Source organism: Winogradskyella thalassocola (assembly GCF_900099995.1).
GTDB classification, from domain to species: Bacteria; Bacteroidota; Bacteroidia; order Flavobacteriales; family Flavobacteriaceae; genus Winogradskyella; species Winogradskyella thalassocola.
In genome coordinates this window covers 55653-72867 of record NZ_FNCZ01000012.1, presented here as the reverse complement: position 1 = coordinate 72867, position 17215 = coordinate 55653, and the positions used below count along the sequence as shown (strand labels likewise).

17 protein-coding genes and 1 pseudogene are annotated in these 17215 nt (G+C 33.6%); 11 read left to right on the top strand and 7 right to left on the bottom strand.

What is annotated here, in order from left to right:
• Positions 1-15: 15 nt before the first annotated feature.
• From BLT80_RS18695 to BLT80_RS18660, 8 genes are all read left to right on the top strand, one after another.
• Positions 16-915, top strand: a complete 900-nt coding sequence (locus BLT80_RS18695) for a TorF family putative porin (protein ID WP_139181108.1) — start codon at positions 16-18, stop codon at positions 913-915.
• Between the two features lie 199 nt (positions 916-1114).
• Positions 1115-1591 (top strand): DUF4405 domain-containing protein, encoded by a 477-nt coding sequence (locus tag BLT80_RS18690; protein ID WP_092470861.1) that lies wholly within the window; start codon positions 1115-1117, stop codon positions 1589-1591.
• Between the two features lie 6 nt (positions 1592-1597).
• Positions 1598-2905: a TolC family protein gene (locus BLT80_RS18685; protein WP_092470860.1), complete on the top strand. Its 1308-nt coding sequence runs from the start codon at positions 1598-1600 to the stop codon at positions 2903-2905.
• A 53-nt stretch (positions 2906-2958) separates the two neighbouring features.
• Positions 2959-4038 carry an efflux RND transporter periplasmic adaptor subunit gene (locus BLT80_RS18680; RefSeq protein WP_092470858.1) on the top strand — a complete coding sequence of 360 codons (1080 nt, stop codon included), beginning with the start codon at positions 2959-2961 and terminating at the stop codon, positions 4036-4038.
• 10 nt (positions 4039-4048) lie between these two features.
• Positions 4049-7243: an efflux RND transporter permease subunit gene (locus BLT80_RS18675; RefSeq protein ID WP_092470856.1), complete on the top strand. Its 3195-nt coding sequence runs from the start codon at positions 4049-4051 to the stop codon at positions 7241-7243.
• 57 nt (positions 7244-7300) lie between these two features.
• Positions 7301-7606, top strand: a complete 306-nt coding sequence (locus tag BLT80_RS18670) for a hypothetical protein (RefSeq protein WP_092470854.1) — start codon at positions 7301-7303, stop codon at positions 7604-7606.
• Between the two features lie 18 nt (positions 7607-7624).
• On the top strand, positions 7625-7834 hold the full coding sequence (locus BLT80_RS18665) for a YgaP family membrane protein (RefSeq protein WP_092470852.1): 210 nt from the start codon (positions 7625-7627) through the stop codon (positions 7832-7834).
• Between the two features lie 64 nt (positions 7835-7898).
• Complete coding sequence (locus BLT80_RS18660) at positions 7899-8261, top strand: DUF4870 domain-containing protein (protein ID WP_092470850.1); 363 nt, start codon at positions 7899-7901, stop codon at positions 8259-8261.
• Positions 8262-8342: 81 nt separating this feature from the next.
• Here BLT80_RS18660 and dnaN read toward each other — a convergent pair whose 3' ends face one another.
• The 6 genes from dnaN to BLT80_RS18630 all read right to left on the bottom strand — a co-directional run bounded on the left by dnaN (position 8343) and on the right by BLT80_RS18630 (position 13892).
• Positions 8343-9461 carry a DNA polymerase III subunit beta gene (gene dnaN / locus BLT80_RS18655; RefSeq protein ID WP_020896601.1) on the bottom strand — a complete coding sequence of 373 codons (1119 nt, stop codon included), beginning with the start codon at positions 9459-9461 and terminating at the stop codon, positions 8343-8345.
• A 224-nt stretch (positions 9462-9685) separates the two neighbouring features.
• Positions 9686-11356: a gliding motility-associated ABC transporter substrate-binding protein GldG gene (gene gldG / locus BLT80_RS18650; RefSeq protein WP_092470848.1), complete on the bottom strand. Its 1671-nt coding sequence runs from the start codon at positions 11354-11356 to the stop codon at positions 9686-9688.
• Positions 11343-11840 (bottom strand): hypothetical protein, encoded by a 498-nt coding sequence (locus tag BLT80_RS18645; protein WP_092470846.1) that lies wholly within the window; start codon positions 11838-11840, stop codon positions 11343-11345. Before BLT80_RS18645 ends, gldG begins: the two co-directional genes overlap by 14 nt.
• A 1-nt stretch (position 11841) precedes the next feature.
• The gene (gldF, locus tag BLT80_RS18640) at positions 11842-12564 is read right to left on the bottom strand and encodes a gliding motility-associated ABC transporter permease subunit GldF (protein ID WP_092470844.1); all 723 of its coding nucleotides are present in this window, start codon (positions 12562-12564) and stop codon (positions 11842-11844) included.
• 191 nt (positions 12565-12755) lie between these two features.
• Entirely contained in the window at positions 12756-13052 is a 297-nt protein-coding gene (locus tag BLT80_RS18635; protein WP_092470842.1) for a putative quinol monooxygenase, read from the bottom strand.
• 3 nt (positions 13053-13055) lie between these two features.
• Entirely contained in the window at positions 13056-13892 is an 837-nt protein-coding gene (locus BLT80_RS18630; RefSeq protein WP_092470840.1) for an SAM hydrolase/SAM-dependent halogenase family protein, read from the bottom strand.
• Positions 13893-14013: 121 nt separating this feature from the next.
• On the opposite strand from BLT80_RS18630, the gene BLT80_RS18625 reads away from it, so the two are divergent.
• The 3 genes from BLT80_RS18625 to BLT80_RS18615 all read left to right on the top strand — a co-directional run bounded on the left by BLT80_RS18625 (position 14014) and on the right by BLT80_RS18615 (position 16682).
• Complete coding sequence (locus tag BLT80_RS18625; protein WP_092470838.1) at positions 14014-14967, top strand: PhoH family protein; 954 nt, start codon at positions 14014-14016, stop codon at positions 14965-14967.
• 132 nt (positions 14968-15099) lie between these two features.
• Positions 15100-15615, top strand: coding sequence for a hypothetical protein (locus tag BLT80_RS18620; protein ID WP_092470836.1), 516 nt, complete (start codon positions 15100-15102; stop codon positions 15613-15615).
• A 119-nt stretch (positions 15616-15734) separates the two neighbouring features.
• Positions 15735-16682, top strand: coding sequence for a phosphoribosylaminoimidazolesuccinocarboxamide synthase (locus BLT80_RS18615; protein ID WP_092470834.1), 948 nt, complete (start codon positions 15735-15737; stop codon positions 16680-16682).
• 96 nt (positions 16683-16778) lie between these two features.
• Here BLT80_RS18615 and BLT80_RS20450 read toward each other — a convergent pair.
• Positions 16779-17215: pseudogene (locus BLT80_RS20450) on the bottom strand (collagen-like protein); the annotation flags it as partial.

Here is a 17215-nt window from a genome sequence, read left to right as displayed (position 1 = left end):
TTAAAATTTAAGACCATGAAACATTCCAGTTATAATTCAATATTAAAAATAGCATTGATTTTGTTTTGTAATCTAGTTATGAGCCAAAGTGACGAAGTGATTGAAAATATTGAAAAAGTTAATGACTCATCCTATATATCATTAGACTTAAATTATATAAGTGATGCTGTTTTTATGGGACGAAAAGATTCTATTTCAAGTCCGTATTTATGTTCTTCAATTACCTACCATCATAAATCTGGGTTTTATGCTACAGGCTCGGTGTCATATCTTACTAGAGCTGACGAAGGTCGAATAGATTTGTTTGTGTTAACAGGAGGTTTTGACTTTACCTTAAAAAAACTTGATGGTGATATATCTGTAACAAAATATATTTTCAATGAAGATAGTTATAATGTGATTTCTCAAGTTGAAGCAGATATAACAGCGCAATTGATATACGATTTCAATGTTGTTAATTTAGGAATAGCAACAAGCGTTTATCTCAATTCTGATAGTAATTCTGATATCTTTTTGTCTTCAGAAATAAGTCATGATTTTGTTTCCAGAAACGAAAAATTTCAAATATCACCAACAGTAGGTGTGTATTTAGGCTCACAAAATTTTTATGAGCAATATTATATCAACAATCGTTTTGGTAATGGAAGAGGTCAACAAGGAGGACAAGGTGGTCAGACGATTATAAATATGATACAAGCTACTGATATTGAATTTGAAGAAAGTGAAAAGTTTGGACTCATGGCAATTGAATTTAGTTTACCAATGTGGTATGTTAATGAACCATGGGTGTTTTCAGTTTTGCCAACCTATGTATTGCCTCAAAATCCAGCAACATTAACAGTAGATGATGTTGTTTTTGAAGAAGATTTAGAAAATACTTTTTATTGGATGGTTGGAGTGGCGCATAGGTTTTGAAAGAAGATTTTCTTAATAATTTACTAACTACAGATTAATAGTGAATATCTAGAATAAGGATAACGTTATTTGATAAAATGTATGTATTCTTTATTTTTGAAAATAGGGTTATTTTCTTCGTTATCTGACCTAAGTCATTGTGGCACTTCTTCCTAATCGATACTTTTAATTACAATTAATTCATAAAAGTATTAATACAATGAAAAAGTCTGTCAAAGCCATGCGAAAATCCACTTGGAATTTTATACTAAATGCGACTATGACTTTATGTATGTCTGCAATTATTGGTATTGGTTTTCTAATTAAGTACACACTTTTATCTGGTCAAGACCGAAAGGAGGTTTATGGCCAGAATGTAGAATTGTATTTTCTTGATATGGACAGACATCAATGGGGGACAATTCATCTTATATTAAGTTTTGTCTTAATTGGTTTGCTGATGATACATGTTTTTCTGCATTGGAAAGTCGTCACGGCCGTTTACCAAAAAATTATTAAAGTGCAATTTACTAAGCGGATAATTGCTTTTAGTTTCGCAATAGTATGCGCTTTGTTAGTATTTGTTCCATTTTTTATCAAGCCTAAACTAGAACCAATTGAAAAAGGAAACGGACGCCAAGTAACATTGGTTACAGACTTCAATAATACATTCAATTACTTTTGTAGTATAAATTAATAATTGATGAAAAAACATATTTATATACCACTATTACTTTTAGCGTTTACGATGTTCGTGAAGGCACAAGATGCAGTGTCTATAACAAAAACAGAGGTCTTAAGTAGAGTTTCAGAAAATAATACAAGTATTAAGATTTCTGAAGAGGAGTTTAAACAAGCGAAATCCGATTTTAGACAAACCAATGCGGTGTTCTTACCAAATATTACAGCAAGTCATACAGCTATAGCAACCACAAATCCGTTAATGGCTTTTGGTTCTAAATTGAATCAAGAAATTTTAACGCAAAATGATTTTAATCCTGCATTATTAAATGATCCTTCGCAGATTGAAAATTATGCAACCAAGTTTGAAATTCAACAACCATTAATTAATATGGATGGCATGTTTCAACGAAAAGCAGCCAAATCTAAAATGGAAGCGATGGCATTAAAAACAGAACGTACACAAGACTATTTAGTTTTTGAAGTTGAAAAAGCATACATGCAATTACAATTGGCCTATAAAGCGGTTGATGTTTTAGATAAAGCATTAGAAGCGGCAAATGCCAATAAAAAATTAGCAGATAACAGTTTTAAACAAGGCTATTTGCAACGTTCAGATGTGTTGAATGTTGAAGTACGAGTAACTGAAGTTCAAAATCAATTACAATCGGCAAAAAGTAATGTGCAAAATGCCTCTAATTACTTATCGTTTTTAATGAATGATGAGACGTATGTGGTTTACACACCAACAGACGAATTAACGGTTTCAACTTTTGAAATGGAAGATAAATCTATATCTGAAAATCGTTCGGATATTAAAGCCATGGAACTCGCTTCAAATGCTTATGAAGCCATGAATAAGGCTGATAAAATGGCATTCTTACCAAGATTAAATGCTTTTGGAAGTTACGAGTTATATGATGACCAAATTTTTCAAGCAGATGCCAGTGGGTATTTGTTTGGAGCACAATTAAGCTGGGATATTTTTCAAGGGTCTAAGCGATTTGGGAAAGCACAAAAAAGTAAATCAGAATTCGAAAAATCAAAATTAGAATACAAACAATATGTGTCTCAAAGTAATTTGGAATTAAACAAAGCAAAACGTGCGTTTATTGATGCAGAGAATAAATTGAAATTAACAGCTTTAGCTTTAGAACAATCTGAAGAGTCTTTAAGAATTAGAACTAATAGATTTAAAGAAGGATTAGAAAAAACATCTGATTTATTAATGGCAGATACACAATTTGCTCAAAAACAATTAGAATATTATCAAACCATTTTCGAATACAATTACGCACAAGCATACTTACAATTTTTAACTAAAGAATAATTTTTCCTGCAAGGTTTCTAAAACCTTATAGGTATCAACATAAAACAATAAACATGAAAAAATATATTTACATACTAACGCTTACAGCAACAGCATTTTTTGTAACAAGTTGTGGAAGCGAAGACAAAAAAGTAGTTGAAGATAATTCGCCAGCAATTGTTGTGAAAACGAGTCAGGTAGAAGCTAATACTAATAGTCCATTTTTGGCGGTCAGTGGAAAAATTCAAGCTGTAAATAGTGCTGATTTAAGTACTAGAATGATGGGTTACGTTAATAAAGTTCATGTTAATGTTGGCGATAAGGTACGTAAAGGACAATTATTAGTGTCTATTAATAATACCGATTTACAAGCCAAACGTGCACAAGTAAATGCAGGCATATCAGAGGCAACTGCTGCTTTTAATAATGCACAAAAAGATTATAATCGTTTTAAAAATTTGTTTGCAGAGCAAAGTGCTTCTCAAAAAGAAATGGATGATATGACGGCTAATTTTGAAATGGCTAAAGCGCGTTTAGAATCGGCCAATCAAATGAAAAACGAAATTAATGCTCAATTTACGTATAGTAATATTACAGCGCCTTTTAGTGGAACCATTACAAGTAAAAATGTAGAAGCTGGTGATATGGCAAATCCAGGAGCACCATTAATAAGCATTGAAACGCCAGGACATTTTGAAGTGATGGCTATGGTACCAGAATCTGAAATTTCTGCAATTAAAAAAGGAACTACTGTTGATGTATTGGTTAAATCAATTAATCAAACCTTAAAAGGAAAAGTAGCCGAAGTAAGTACATCTGCTAAAAACACAGGTGGACAATATTTAGTAAAAATAGATTTAGACAAAACAGAAGCTAATATTTTATCTGGCATGTTTACAACAGTGCAATTTCCAGTAGAAAGAAAAGCAGCGACAGCAATGGTTTTAATTCCAACGGATGCTATTGTAACAAACGGACAATTGTCTGGGGTTTACACCGTAAGTCAAAGTAATACAGCATTATTAAGATGGTTGCGTTTAGGAAGAACCTTTGGAGACCAAGTAGAAGTATTATCGGGTTTAAATGCAGATGAAGCGTATATCGTATCAGCAGAAGGAAAGCTTTACAATGGTGCAAAAATTTCAATTCAATAATTAGATTATTATGAAAGAAGGAATCGCAGGTAAAATAGCCAAAGTCTTTATGCAATCTAAGCTCACCGTGCTTTTAATGATTGTGTTTATGGTGGTTGGTGTTTATAGTTCGTTTTTAATTCCACGTGAAGAAGAACCACAAATCGATGTGCCAATGGCAGACATTTTTGTAGGTTATCCTGGCGCAAGTCCTACGGAAGTAGAATCGCGTGTCATTAAACCTTTAGAGCAATTAATATCGAATATTAAAGGTGTAGAATATGTGTATTCAACGTCTATGAAGGAACAAGGCATGGTGATTGTTCAGTTTTATGTGGGCGAAGATATTGAGCGTTCGTTTGTAAAAATGTACAACGAAATCAATAAGCACATGGACCAAATGCCAGCTGGTGTAACGTTTCCGTTGGTGAAAACGCGTGCTATTGATGATGTACCTATGTTGGGTTTAACCTTGTGGAGTGAGAATTATGACGATTACCAGTTAAACCAAATGGCTCAAGAATTAGAGGCTGAAATTAAAAAGGTAAATGACGTAGCTATTACACACAAAATTGGAGGAAGAGACCGTCAATTGCGAGTAGTTTTAGATAAGGATAAATTGGCAGCGAGTGGATTAGATTTCTTGTCTGTTTCAGAAATGATTAAGGCCAACAACAGTCAATTAAGTGCTGGAAGTTTTGATAAAGGTGATACTGAATTTTTGGTAAATACAGGTAAATTCTTAGCATCTGTAACAGATGTTGAAAATTTAGTGGTTGGTGTACAACAAAATCAACCGATTTATTTGAAGCAAGTGGCGAAGATTATTGATGGTCCAGAAGTACCACAGAATTACGTGAGTTTAGGTTTTGGAAAAGGAGGAGAAAAATCAGCTGAGTACAAATCTGAATATCCTGCAGTTACTATTTCTGTTGCCAAACGAAAAGGTGCAGATGCCATGAAAATTGCGGAAGTGATTATTGATAAAGTAGACCATTTACGTAGTACGTTAATTCCAGATGATGTGCATGTAGAAATTACAAGAAACTACGGAGAAACAGCATCTCATAAAGTGTCAGAATTACTGTTACACCTTATTGGTTCTATCTTTGCAGTTACTATTGTTGTAATGCTAGCCATGGGTTGGCGAGGTGGATTGGTTGTATTTTTATCAGTACCAATTACGTTTGCGTTAACGTTGTTGAGTTATTATATGATGGATTACACGCTAAACCGAATCACACTTTTCGCGTTAGTATTCGTAACAGGAATCGTCGTCGATGACTCAATTATTATTGCCGAAAACATGCACAGGCATTTTAAAATGAAACGCTTGCCATTTAAACAAGCTGCTTTATACGCTATTAACGAAGTTGGTAACCCAACCATTTTAGCAACATTTACAGTCATTGCATCTGTATTACCAATGGCGTTTGTATCTGGATTAATGGGACCATATATGGCACCGATGCCAATTGGAGCATCTATTGCCATGATATTATCTTTATTTGTAGCCTTAACAATAACACCTTATTTAGGGTATATTTTCTTAAGAGAAAAAGACAAGAAAGGAGCAGAAGAGAAGCCTGAAAAAGCTGTTGAAGACACGCTTATTTATAGAATTTACAACAAGTTTGAAAGACCACTTTTAGAAAGTAAAGGCAAACGTTGGTTGTTTTTAGGTGGAACATTTGTGATTTTAATGGGAACCATGGTTCTGTTTTTTACCAATTCAGTAGCTGTAAAAATGTTGCCTTTTGATAACAAGAATGAGTTTCAAGTGGTAATTGATATGCCAGAAGGCACCACCCTAGAACGTACTGGTGTTGTCGCTCAAGAGATTTCACAATACTTATCAAACAGACCAGAAGTGGTCAATTATCAAAACTATGTTGGGACGTCTGCACCAATTACGTTTAATGGTTTAGTCCGTCACTACGATTTGCGTGGTGGATCTAATATGGCAGATATTCAAGTGAATTTATTAGCCAAAGAAGACCGTTCAGCGCAGAGTCATGATATCGCGAAATTAATGCGTCCAGATATTCAGAAAATTGCAGCGAAATATAATGCCAATGTGAAGTTGGTAGAAGTGCCACCAGGACCACCAGTATTATCTACTATCGTTGCCGAAATTTATGGACCTGATTATGGAGAACAAATTAAAGTTGCAAACCACGTTCAGGATATCTTAAAAAATACAGCCGATGTGGTTGATATTGATTGGATGGTTGAAGACGACCAAATTGAATATCAATTTGATATCAATAAAGAGAAAGCCATGTTGTATGGAGTGGCGCCACAGCAAATTGCGTACACTATGAATATGGCGTTATCTAATAGAGCGATTACTAATTTGTACGATGAAGATGCTGTTAACCAAATTGGTTTGGTGTTAGCTTTAGATGAAAAAGAGAAATCTACTATTACAGATATTTCACAATTGAAGGTGAAATCGAAACAAGGTAACATGGTACCAATTTCAGATTTGGTTGATATATCTCAAAATATTGCAGCAAAAAGCATTTACCATAAAAATCAAAAACGAGTGGTTTATGTGATGGCAGATATGGCTGGAGACTTAGAAAGTCCTGCGTATGCTATTCTTGGTATGGAAGAAAAATTGAAAGAAATTCCATTACCACAAGGCTTTGAGATTAATGAAATGTATTTAGGTCAGCCAGAGTTTGAAGATAATTATACCGTAAAATGGGATGGTGAATGGCAAATTACTTTAGAAGTTTTTAGAGATTTAGGTATTGCCTTTTTAGGAGCTATTATTTTGATTTATATATTAATCGTAGGATGGTTTCAAAACTTTAAAGCACCGATTGTTATGATGGTTGCGATTCCATTATCCTTAATCGGAATTATTCTGGGACATTGGCTCATGGGAGCATTCTTTACAGCAACTTCTTTTATTGGAATGATTGCTTTAGCAGGAATCATGGTGAGAAACTCAGTATTACTGATTGACTTTATCAACTTAAGAACAGCAGAAGGAGTACCGTTAAAACAAGCTTGTATTGAAGCTGGAGCTGTGAGAACAACACCAATTTTATTAACAGCAGGAACAGTTGTAATTGGAGCCTTTGTGATTTTGTTTGACCCAATTTTCCAAGGTTTAGCCATTTCATTAATGGGCGGAACGATTGTGTCAACAGTATTAACATTATTGGTGGTGCCATTAGTGTATTATATGATAGAGAAGAAGAATTATAAATAATGTTGTATGTCCTGCAAGGCTTCTAAAACCTTGCAGGTTGCAAAAAAAATGGAAATCATGAAATTAGTCATAGTTACCGTAGTGGATTACTACAAAAAGGATATTATAAAATTATTTAAGCAAGCTCAAATCAATAATTTCAGTGAATCAGACATTGAGGGGTTTAAAACCAGTGCAACTGTAAAATTGAGTTCTAATTGGTTTGCAAGTGAGCATACTGGTGCAGATTCTGAATTGTTTTTTTCCTTTACAGAAGAAGAAAATATTGATGAACTATTCACTTTAATTAAAGAATTCAATAAAAATTTAGAAACTGACAATCCGATCAAAGCGGTTGTGGTTCCGATAGAAAGATTTATATAAACTTAAAATTTAGAAGAAATGTTAAACAAGTATTTTAGAGTTATAGTGGGTACCATGGTATTATTAAGTGTGTTACTTTCGGTTTACGTGAGTCCAAATTGGATGTGGTTTACGGTATTTATTGGTGTCAACTTAATTCAGTCTGCATTCACCAAATGGTGTTTGTTAGAAACTATTTTAGTGAAATTAGGGGTTAAGAAAGAGGGTGGAAGTTGTTCGTCTTGTTAATTTTGTATAATGTAGTGTAACAAATTAAATCAATTTGCGTCTTATTAGTGTAAAATCATCAATTATGGAATCAAATTATCACACGCTTAAACGCACAGACAATCAATTATTAGTTATAACACATTTATCGCAATTATTAACTTATGTTACAGGTTTTGGAGGGCTCTTAGCACCTTTAATTATTTGGGCAACTCAAAAAGAACAAGTTGATGGTATGGATGCGCATGGAAAATCTATTTTGAATTTTCAATTAAGTATGCTTATCTATTCTATAATTAGTATTCCGTTAATCTTTGTAGTTGGATTGGGAATCTTAACTTTAATATTAGTAGCAATTTTGGCATTTGTAATGCCAATAATAAACGCTATAAAGGCTGGTAATGGAGAATTACCTAGCTATCCATTGTCTCTTAATTTTATTAGTTAATCATTAATAGTAATGGAATAGAAAAGGCTCACCTAAAACTTGGTGAGCCTTTTTTTATTGAATTAATTTGCAAAAAAAATCTTAATTGTTTAGCATTACAGGCATTACAAGCATTGTTACATGCTCACCTTCATCTAAACCATCGATTGGTGTTAAGATACCAGCTCTATTTGGTAAACTCATTTCTAACTGAACGTTATCTGAGTTTAAGTTATTTATCATTTCTGTTAAGAAGCGCGAGTTAAAACCAATTTGCATGTCGTCACCTTGGTAATCACATGTTAAACGCTCTTCAGCTTTGTTTGAGTAATCAATATCTTCTGCAGAGATGTTTAATTCTGCACCTGCAATTTTTAAACGAATTTGATGTGTTGTTTTGTTAGAGAAAATACTAACACGACGTACAGAGTTTAAAAATTGTGTTCTGTCAATTACTAATTTATTCGGGTTCTCTTTAGGAATTACCGCTTCGTAATTAGGATATTTTCCATCGATTAAACGACAGATTAATACTGAATTTTCAAATGTAAACTTGGCATTAGATTCGTTGTATTCTACTAATACATCATCATCACTTCCTGATAAAATACCTTTTAAGAGATTTAAAGGTTTCTTAGGCATAATGAATTCTGCCGTTTCAGTTGCACTCACATCATTTCTAGTATATTTTACCAATTTATGAGCATCAGTTGCTACAAAGGTTAAATTATCTTGAGAAAACTGAAAAAATACACCGCTCATTACAGGTCTTAAGTCATCATTACCAGCAGCAAAGATTGTTTTGCTAATAGCCGTTGCTAAGATGTCTCCCATAATGGTTGTTGTACTAGCATCTTCAATAGATACAGCATTTGGAAATTCTGCACCATCAGCATAAGCTAAAGCGTATTTACCATGATTAGAGCTAATTTCTACCGTATTGTTTTCTTCAACAACAAAGGTTAAAGGTTGCTCAGGAAATGTCTTTAAGGTATCTAAAAGTAATCTTGCAGGTAGTGCTATGCTGCCTTCAGAATCACTTTCAACATCTATTGTTGCAGACATCGTCGTTTCTAAATCACTAGCCGAAATCGTTAATTTTGAAAGGCTTAGTTCAAATAAGAAATTATCTAAAATAGGTAGTGTGTTACTGTTATTAATAACCCCTCCTAATACTTGGAGTTGTTTTAATAAATAGGTGCTTGAAACAATGAATTTCATGTGTTATATCTTAATTGTTTTTTATTCGACATATGTAACATCTTAAATTGAATTTTTAAGATAAAACCTAACCGTATTTGGTTAGATGTTTCATGCTGAATAGATGTGTTTTATACTTTTAATTGGTATTACAAATATATCCTAATAGAAGGGTTTTTTAAAACAAACTTATTAACAAATTATGTGCTTTGAGGTCGAAATTCAATTACGTAAATGACATAAATTTAAGAAGCATATTTGCGTTTTCTTAAATAATTAAACACAAAACCAAATAGGCCTAAAAGTATGAGTGGCAAAGCAATATTAATAAATTGCCATGTCGATTTGCTATCTTTTATTTTTTCAGCATCTAAAAAAGCCACATTTATTTCTTTAGATCTTATGTTTATAAGTCCAGAATCGTCCAATAGGTAATTCACGGAATTTAGCAGAAATTCTTTATTCCCAAATGATTTTCCGGTGAGTTGATCAAAGCCTAATTCTTGTGGTCTGTTTCTAATGACTTCGTTTTTTATAAGGTCTCCATCAGAAATTACGACCATTTTAGTAGCTGTACTTTTAGATTTAAAGTTTTTTACTTTGAAAGGTAAAACACGCTGATCATATACCGAAGAGAATTCGCCTTCTAAAAGAACGGCTAAATTTTGTGGGCCAAGATTGTAACTTTCTTCATTTGGAGAGTTGGTGACATTAGCTAACGAAATGGTGGTTGGAGCACCTTCTAGTTTCGATTTTGGTGAACTCTGTAATAAAATAGATTTTTTAATACCGTTTTTTAAAGTGTCAATCGGACTAGCAAAATCAAATTTTACCAAGTTTAAGTTTTTGGTAATCGAATGGTTAGGGTTGGATGCAGCCAAAGGCGAATATTGCCATTGTATAGGTTGCATTTGCGCCTGACTACCTTCTCCAATCGATAACATAATTGGAGCAGAGTAGAGGTCTTTTACTAAAGTTGGATTCACTCTTACACCATATTTGAAGAAGAAATCATTCATTCGTAAATCGCGCATAATTGAAACACCCGTACCAGCTTCATTTAGCAAACTGTCTTTATCCATAACTACAGATTCCGTAAGCCAAAGACTTTTTCCGCCATTCATGGTATATTGATCTAAAACTAACTTTTCATTTTCGGTGAAAGGAATACTTGGTTTTGCTGCAATAATTAAATCGTAATATGTAAGATTATCTAAAGTGCCTTGTGGATTTGTAGTGACGCTATCCAAAGTAAATTGCGCTAAATTATAATACGGTTTTACTGTTTTTAGAAAATCAGCGATATATAAATCATCTAATTCTCCATTTCCTTTTAAAATGGCAATCTTTTTTGCTTTAGCCTTTACAAGCTTGCTAAAACCATCTGCAAAAGCATATTCTAAAGCTTGTACAGAGTTATTTATTTGCTCAGGCAACCCTTGTGTAATGCTTTTTTTTAGAAGCGGAATTTTTAGTGTTTGATCTTTGTAACTCGCAAAAGCCCATGGAAAAATAATGTCTTGAGTGACTTTCCCGGTACTATTATCCGTATTAATAAATGGCTCTAAGCCTGCGTTTGTTAATTGTTCAATATATTGTTGGCGTGTGGTTTCGTCTTCAATAGGGTTAATGTAGTTGACAAATATCTGATTCGTTTCAAGTTGAAATTCATCTATAATTTGTTTCACTTCCGTTTGAAGTAATCTAAATTCCGAAGGGAAATCACCTTCCAAAAACACATCAATTATTAAAGGGGAATCTAAGTCGCTAATCAAGTTTTTGGAAACATCCGAAAGCGTATAACGATGATCTTTTGTTAAATCGAAACGTTGATATACCGAACTTGAAATCGCATTAACGATTACGAGTCCTGCAATAATAGCAACAATATATAATATGGATTTATTCTTTTTCATTCTCGAAAGTTATGTCTTCTTGATATGTTTTTAAAGCGATGACTTTATCGTTCTGAAATGTGATTTCAACACATTCTCTTTCGCTGGTAAAGGCACCTGGTTCTATGCCAAGTCCGTAATTCCATTTATTGGTGTCGTGCGCTTTTTTAGCTTCATCCCATGTTAACCATTCGGCTTTACCCAAAAGCGATGTAATCTGTTCTTTTGAAGCATCAATTAAGGTGTCAGATTTAATGGTATTGTCAATCATCTCATAACGTAGTGCTGGTTTTTCTGTCCAAGCATCACTGTCAAAATATTTCTGATGATGGTAGCTACTTATAATATTAAGGAACGGATAAAACATAAAGAAAAACACAAGAGGTGTTAATGCCAAACTGATTAAGCCAGATAGCCATTTGCGTTTATCAACTGTGTTTAAAAATAAAAACAGGAGTACAAAAACGATGATTAAGAATATGACTAATAAAGGTGTAATGATCATATTATTGTTTTTGAATTCTAAGTTTTGTGAATAATAAAAAGGCTAATGCTATACTTATAAAATAGACTAAATCTCTAGTGTCAATAACGCCACGACTCATGCTGTTATAATGAGCAGACATCCCTAGGTTTTCCATATAAACAAGGTTGTCAAAAATGTTATAATTTGAAAGACCTTCAAATCCAAAATAGAAAAAGAAGCAGATAAATACGGCAATAATGAAAGCTACAATTTGGTTATCGGAAAGGGTAGAGGCAAATACTCCAATCGCAGTATAAGCACCCACTAAAAACAGTAATCCAAAATAGGAACCGATGGTACTTCCCATATCGAGATTGCCTTCTGGACTTCCTAATTGAGAAATGCTATAAACATATAATAAAGTTGGGATTAAAGCCATTAAAATCAGCGCAAAAGCACCAAGATATTTCCCTAATACAATCTGAAAATGTGAAATAGGTTTGGTTACTAATAATTCTAGAGTCCCTTGTTTTTTCTCGTCACTAAAACTACGCATAGTCACTGCTGGTACCAAAAAAATAAGAATCCAAGGAGCTAGCAAAAAGAAGGATGCTAAACTAGCATGTCCATTATCTAAAATATTGAATTCTCCTTTAAAAACCCATAGAAATAATCCATTGAGTAATAAAAAAACACCAATAACCAAATAACCAATCGGTGAGGCGAAGAAGGTGTTTATTTCTTTTTTTAGTATTGCTAGCATAGATTAGTGTTCAGTGTAAAGTAAAACGTTTGAATTATTTAGTTTTTAATTTCATTTTCTCAGCGACTTAGCGAGGGTGTTATATCGTTGCCTCCTTGTTACAACTCGTCTTTTTGCGTGACGTAATAATTTGTTTCTTTTTTGTTTTTAAATATTATTTTTTACTCAAAAAGACTGCCAACTGCAACTGCCTACTTAAGCGAAGCGATTTTATCTACACTCCAAGCTTCAGGTTTTGCATTAAACATTGGTTTAGTTTTTGCCCAAACGCTATTAAATAAATCAGAATGTCTATAATTATTCAAATCGTCTTCAGAATTCCAATAACTATAGGTGAAAAAAATATTTGTTGTATTCTGATCGCGGTACAGTTCTAAAAAATTACAACCTTCAAAATTTCGAATCTTCTCCTTAACTGTTTCAAAATTAGCCAAGAATTCTTCAATCTTAGTAGGTTCGAAACTCATTTTTACAATTCTTACTAACAAAGCTTATGGGTTTATGAAATTAACGGTTACTGTGTCCATAGTTTTTAAGCCCATTAAAGTAGAAGCACCTCCAACTGAAGTACAGTTACTTTTATAAACGGCAATTTCTAAATATCCCGAAGAATTAAAAACGACTAAGCCTTTGCCATCAACGTTTCGTTTAGATTCTTCAATGTCAAAATCTATGATATCGCTATATTTATTATGTATTTTTTCAAATTTATAGTTACGTGCTGAAACTTCATAAGGTCTCGTTTTCTGAACATTTTCAAAAAATTTGCGCTTAATATTAGTTACGACATTTCCATAATTGTCAATGTAAATAACACTGCCAATAATTTGGTTATGCTCATCGTTAATAAATGGAACTAAATTTTTAATCGGCTTAATAGTGTTAATAACTTTTCCAACGACGTCCAAAGTTCCTCCACGTGCAATATGGCATGCTACTTTTACAAAAATGTCTAGTACAGGAAAATTAGTTTCAACCTTATCATGTATATTAATCTCCACTATTTTTTCTGCAGCAATATCATTACAAATCATACTCATAATACCGTTGTTGGCACATATAAAGTAATGGTCATCTAGCTTTATGGCAATGTGCTTATTTTCAGGACTTAATTCAGAATCAATACCTATTAAATGAATCGTTCCTTTAGGGAAACTGCTATACGCATTCTGAATAATATAAGCAGCTTCAGAAATATTAAAAGGGGATATTGAATGCGAAATATCCACAATTCTAACCTCTTCAAGCTCGCTATAAATAGCTCCTTTTATGGCGCCTGCAAAGTGGTCTTTTTCTCCAAAATCAGTCGTTAAAGTGATTATCGCCATGGATTAATTGTTGATATTTTTTTAAGATTTATGGTTGTAAAATTACTAGCTTTGTGTGTATACACAAGAATTACAAAATTAAGAAAAGAAAACAGATTAACACACTAAATAGACCTTGCTTTTGAATGAACTTATCCTAGAACTCGAAGAAATATCTCCAAAGGAATTCTTCGGAGCGCAAAATGCAAATATTGAACTTTTAAAAAAATACTTTCCTAAACTTAAAATAGTTGCTAGAGGCAATAAATTGAAAGCTTATGGCGATGAAGATTTACTCGAAGAGTTTGATCGACGAATGACCATGCTAATGAAGCATTTTGCAAAATATAATAAGCTTGATGAAAATGTTATAGAACGCGTATTAACAAGTCAAAGTAGCGATGATTACTCAACATCGGCTAAAAGTGATGAAGTTTTAGTTCATGGTGTTGGAGGCAAACTAATTAAGGCGCAAACCGCAAACCAACGCAAGTTGGTAGAAAGTATGCGAAAAAATGATATGGTTTTTGCTATTGGTCCAGCAGGGACAGGAAAAACCTATACAGGAGTCGCATTGGCCGTTAGAGCATTGAAAAATAAGGAAGTTAAACGTATTATCTTAACACGTCCTGCAGTTGAGGCAGGTGAGAATTTAGGGTTTTTACCAGGAGATTTAAAGGAGAAATTAGATCCTTATATGCAACCGTTGTATGATGCGTTGCGAGATATGATTCCACATGAAAAATTAGAAAGCTACGTAGAAAAAGGCGTCATACAAATCGCTCCTTTAGCGTTTATGCGTGGTCGTACTTTAGATAATGCCTTTGTGATTTTAGATGAGGGACAGAACACGACACATGCCCAAATGAAAATGTTCTTAACCCGAATGGGAAAGAATGCAAAGTTCCTTTTAACAGGTGATCCTGGGCAAGTGGATTTGCCGCGTCGTACGATTTCTGGATTGAAAGAAGCACTTTTAGTATTGCAAAATGTGGAAGGTATTGGTATGATATATTTAGATGAAAAAGATGTGATTCGCCATAAGTTAGTGAAGAAGGTCATCGCAGCGTATAAAAGTATTGAAAATAGAGAGTAATGTTGAAAGTCCTGTAGGTTAGGTTTTTAGGTGTTTTTGGCTTTAAATTATATAAGATTAAAGCGAAATCATATAAATATTTTAGGCGCAATACTGTATAAATTTGCCGGTATAACTAAAACTTACAACATTATGAAAAAAGTATTTTTGATTATCGGAATATCATTAGGATTAAGTCCATTATTTGCTCAAGAAGATGACATAGATTTAAATGCAGACAATTCTTGGCTAAAAGCAGGTTTAACAGCGGGTATACCAGTTGGGGATGCCGATGATGCGTCATCTTTTGCTTTAGGTTTAGATTTGAGAGGACAATACTTGTTTAACCCTAATTTAGGAATTGGTTTAGCTTCTGGTTATACCAATTATTTTGGGAAAGATGAAAATGATGATTTCGGGATCGTTCCTCTTGCAGGATTTATTCGTTATTATTTTACGCCTGATGGTTTGTTCTTCGGAACAGATTTAGGTTACGGATTTTTAACTGGAGTAGATGACAACGAAGGTGGACTTTATGTTAATCCACAAATAGGTTACCATAATCGCGATTGGAATATTTATGCTTACTATCAAAACACTTTTGCAGAGAACGATATAGATGTTCAGTCTGTAGGTGTTGGTGCAACTTATAACATTAGGTTTAAATAAGTTAAAAGAATATAATTTAATTTAAAGAAGGAGAAATTTTATTTCTCCTTTTTTATTGAGTTTATTGTTTGACCCAAGTAAAGAAATTACATTTGTAGTTCACAATAAATGATTATCAAATGAACACCATAATAGACACCAATTTCAATTTTCCAAACCAAAAGAGTTTTTATAAAGGAAAAGTAAGAGCCGTTTATAATATTAACGATGAGCAATTGGTTATGGTTGCTACAGATCGTTTAAGTGCTTTTGATGTGGTGATGCCAAAAGGGATTCCGTATAAAGGCCAAATCTTAAATCAGATTGCGACCAAAATGATGAAGGAGACGGAAGATTTGGTACCTAATTGGTTGGTGGCTACACCAGATCCTAATGTTGCTGTTGGTCATTTGTGTGAGCCTTTTAAAGTGGAAATGGTAATTCGTGGTTATATGTCTGGCCATGCTGCTAGAGAATATAAAGCAGGAAAACGTATGTTGTGTGGAGTTGAAATGCCAGACGGCATGAAGGAAAACGATAAGTTTCCAGCTCCAATTATTACACCTGCAACAAAAGCTGAAATGGGAGATCATGATGAAGATATCTCTAGAGAAGATATTCTTAAAAAGGGAATCGTTTCAGAAGACGATTATATAGTTCTTGAAGATTATACGCGAAAATTATTTCAACGCGGGACAGAAATTGCTGCTGATCGTGGGTTAATTTTAGTAGATACAAAATACGAGTTTGGAAAAACTAAAGACGGTAAAATTGTTTTAATAGATGAAATTCATACTCCAGACTCTTCACGTTATTTTTATGCAGATGGTTATCAAGAACGTCAGGATAGAGGAGAGGCTCAAAAGCAATTGTCTAAGGAATTTGTGAGACAATGGCTGATTGCTAATGATTTTCAAGGCCTAGAAGGACAAACCGTTCCTATTATGACTGATGAGTATATTCAATCTGTAAGCGAACGTTACATTGAGTTGTATGAGAATATTACAGGAGATACGTTTGTAAAAGGTGATGTTAGTGATATTCAAAATAGGATTGAGGCTAATGTTTTGGAGTATTTGAAATCTTAAAGTTGAAATTTTAAAGTTTATTATATAAATGAAAAAGATGTATAGTTTTAGGCTATACATCTTTTTTTTAGTGTGGTTTAGAGATTGAATGCTAGATTATAAAGCATACCATGAGTTTGTAACGTAAACCAGATGAAGACCTGATCCTCCAGATAGAGTAATTGGACTTGTAATTGTATTGCTTCCAGCTTTTAAGTTTTTGCCATTGGGATCTAAGGTTGTACCGTTTTCATAATAAATATATAAAATTTGTCCATGCACAGGCGCAGGAGGTAAACGCAATGTCATTGTGCCAGTTGTTATAACGACTTGATTTGTTGTGTTCAATGTTGCGGTTGAGTTTAAGACAGTTATTGCTAAACCTCCTCCATCGGCACCAGCAGGTCCAGTTGCTCCATTAATACCATTAGCTCCCGCAGGTCCCATTGGTCCCGCAGGTCCAGTTTCACCAGCAGGTCCCGCAGGTCCAGTTTCACCAGTAGGTCCAGTAGCTCCAGTTTCGCCAGCAGGTCCCGCAGGTCCAGTTTCACCAG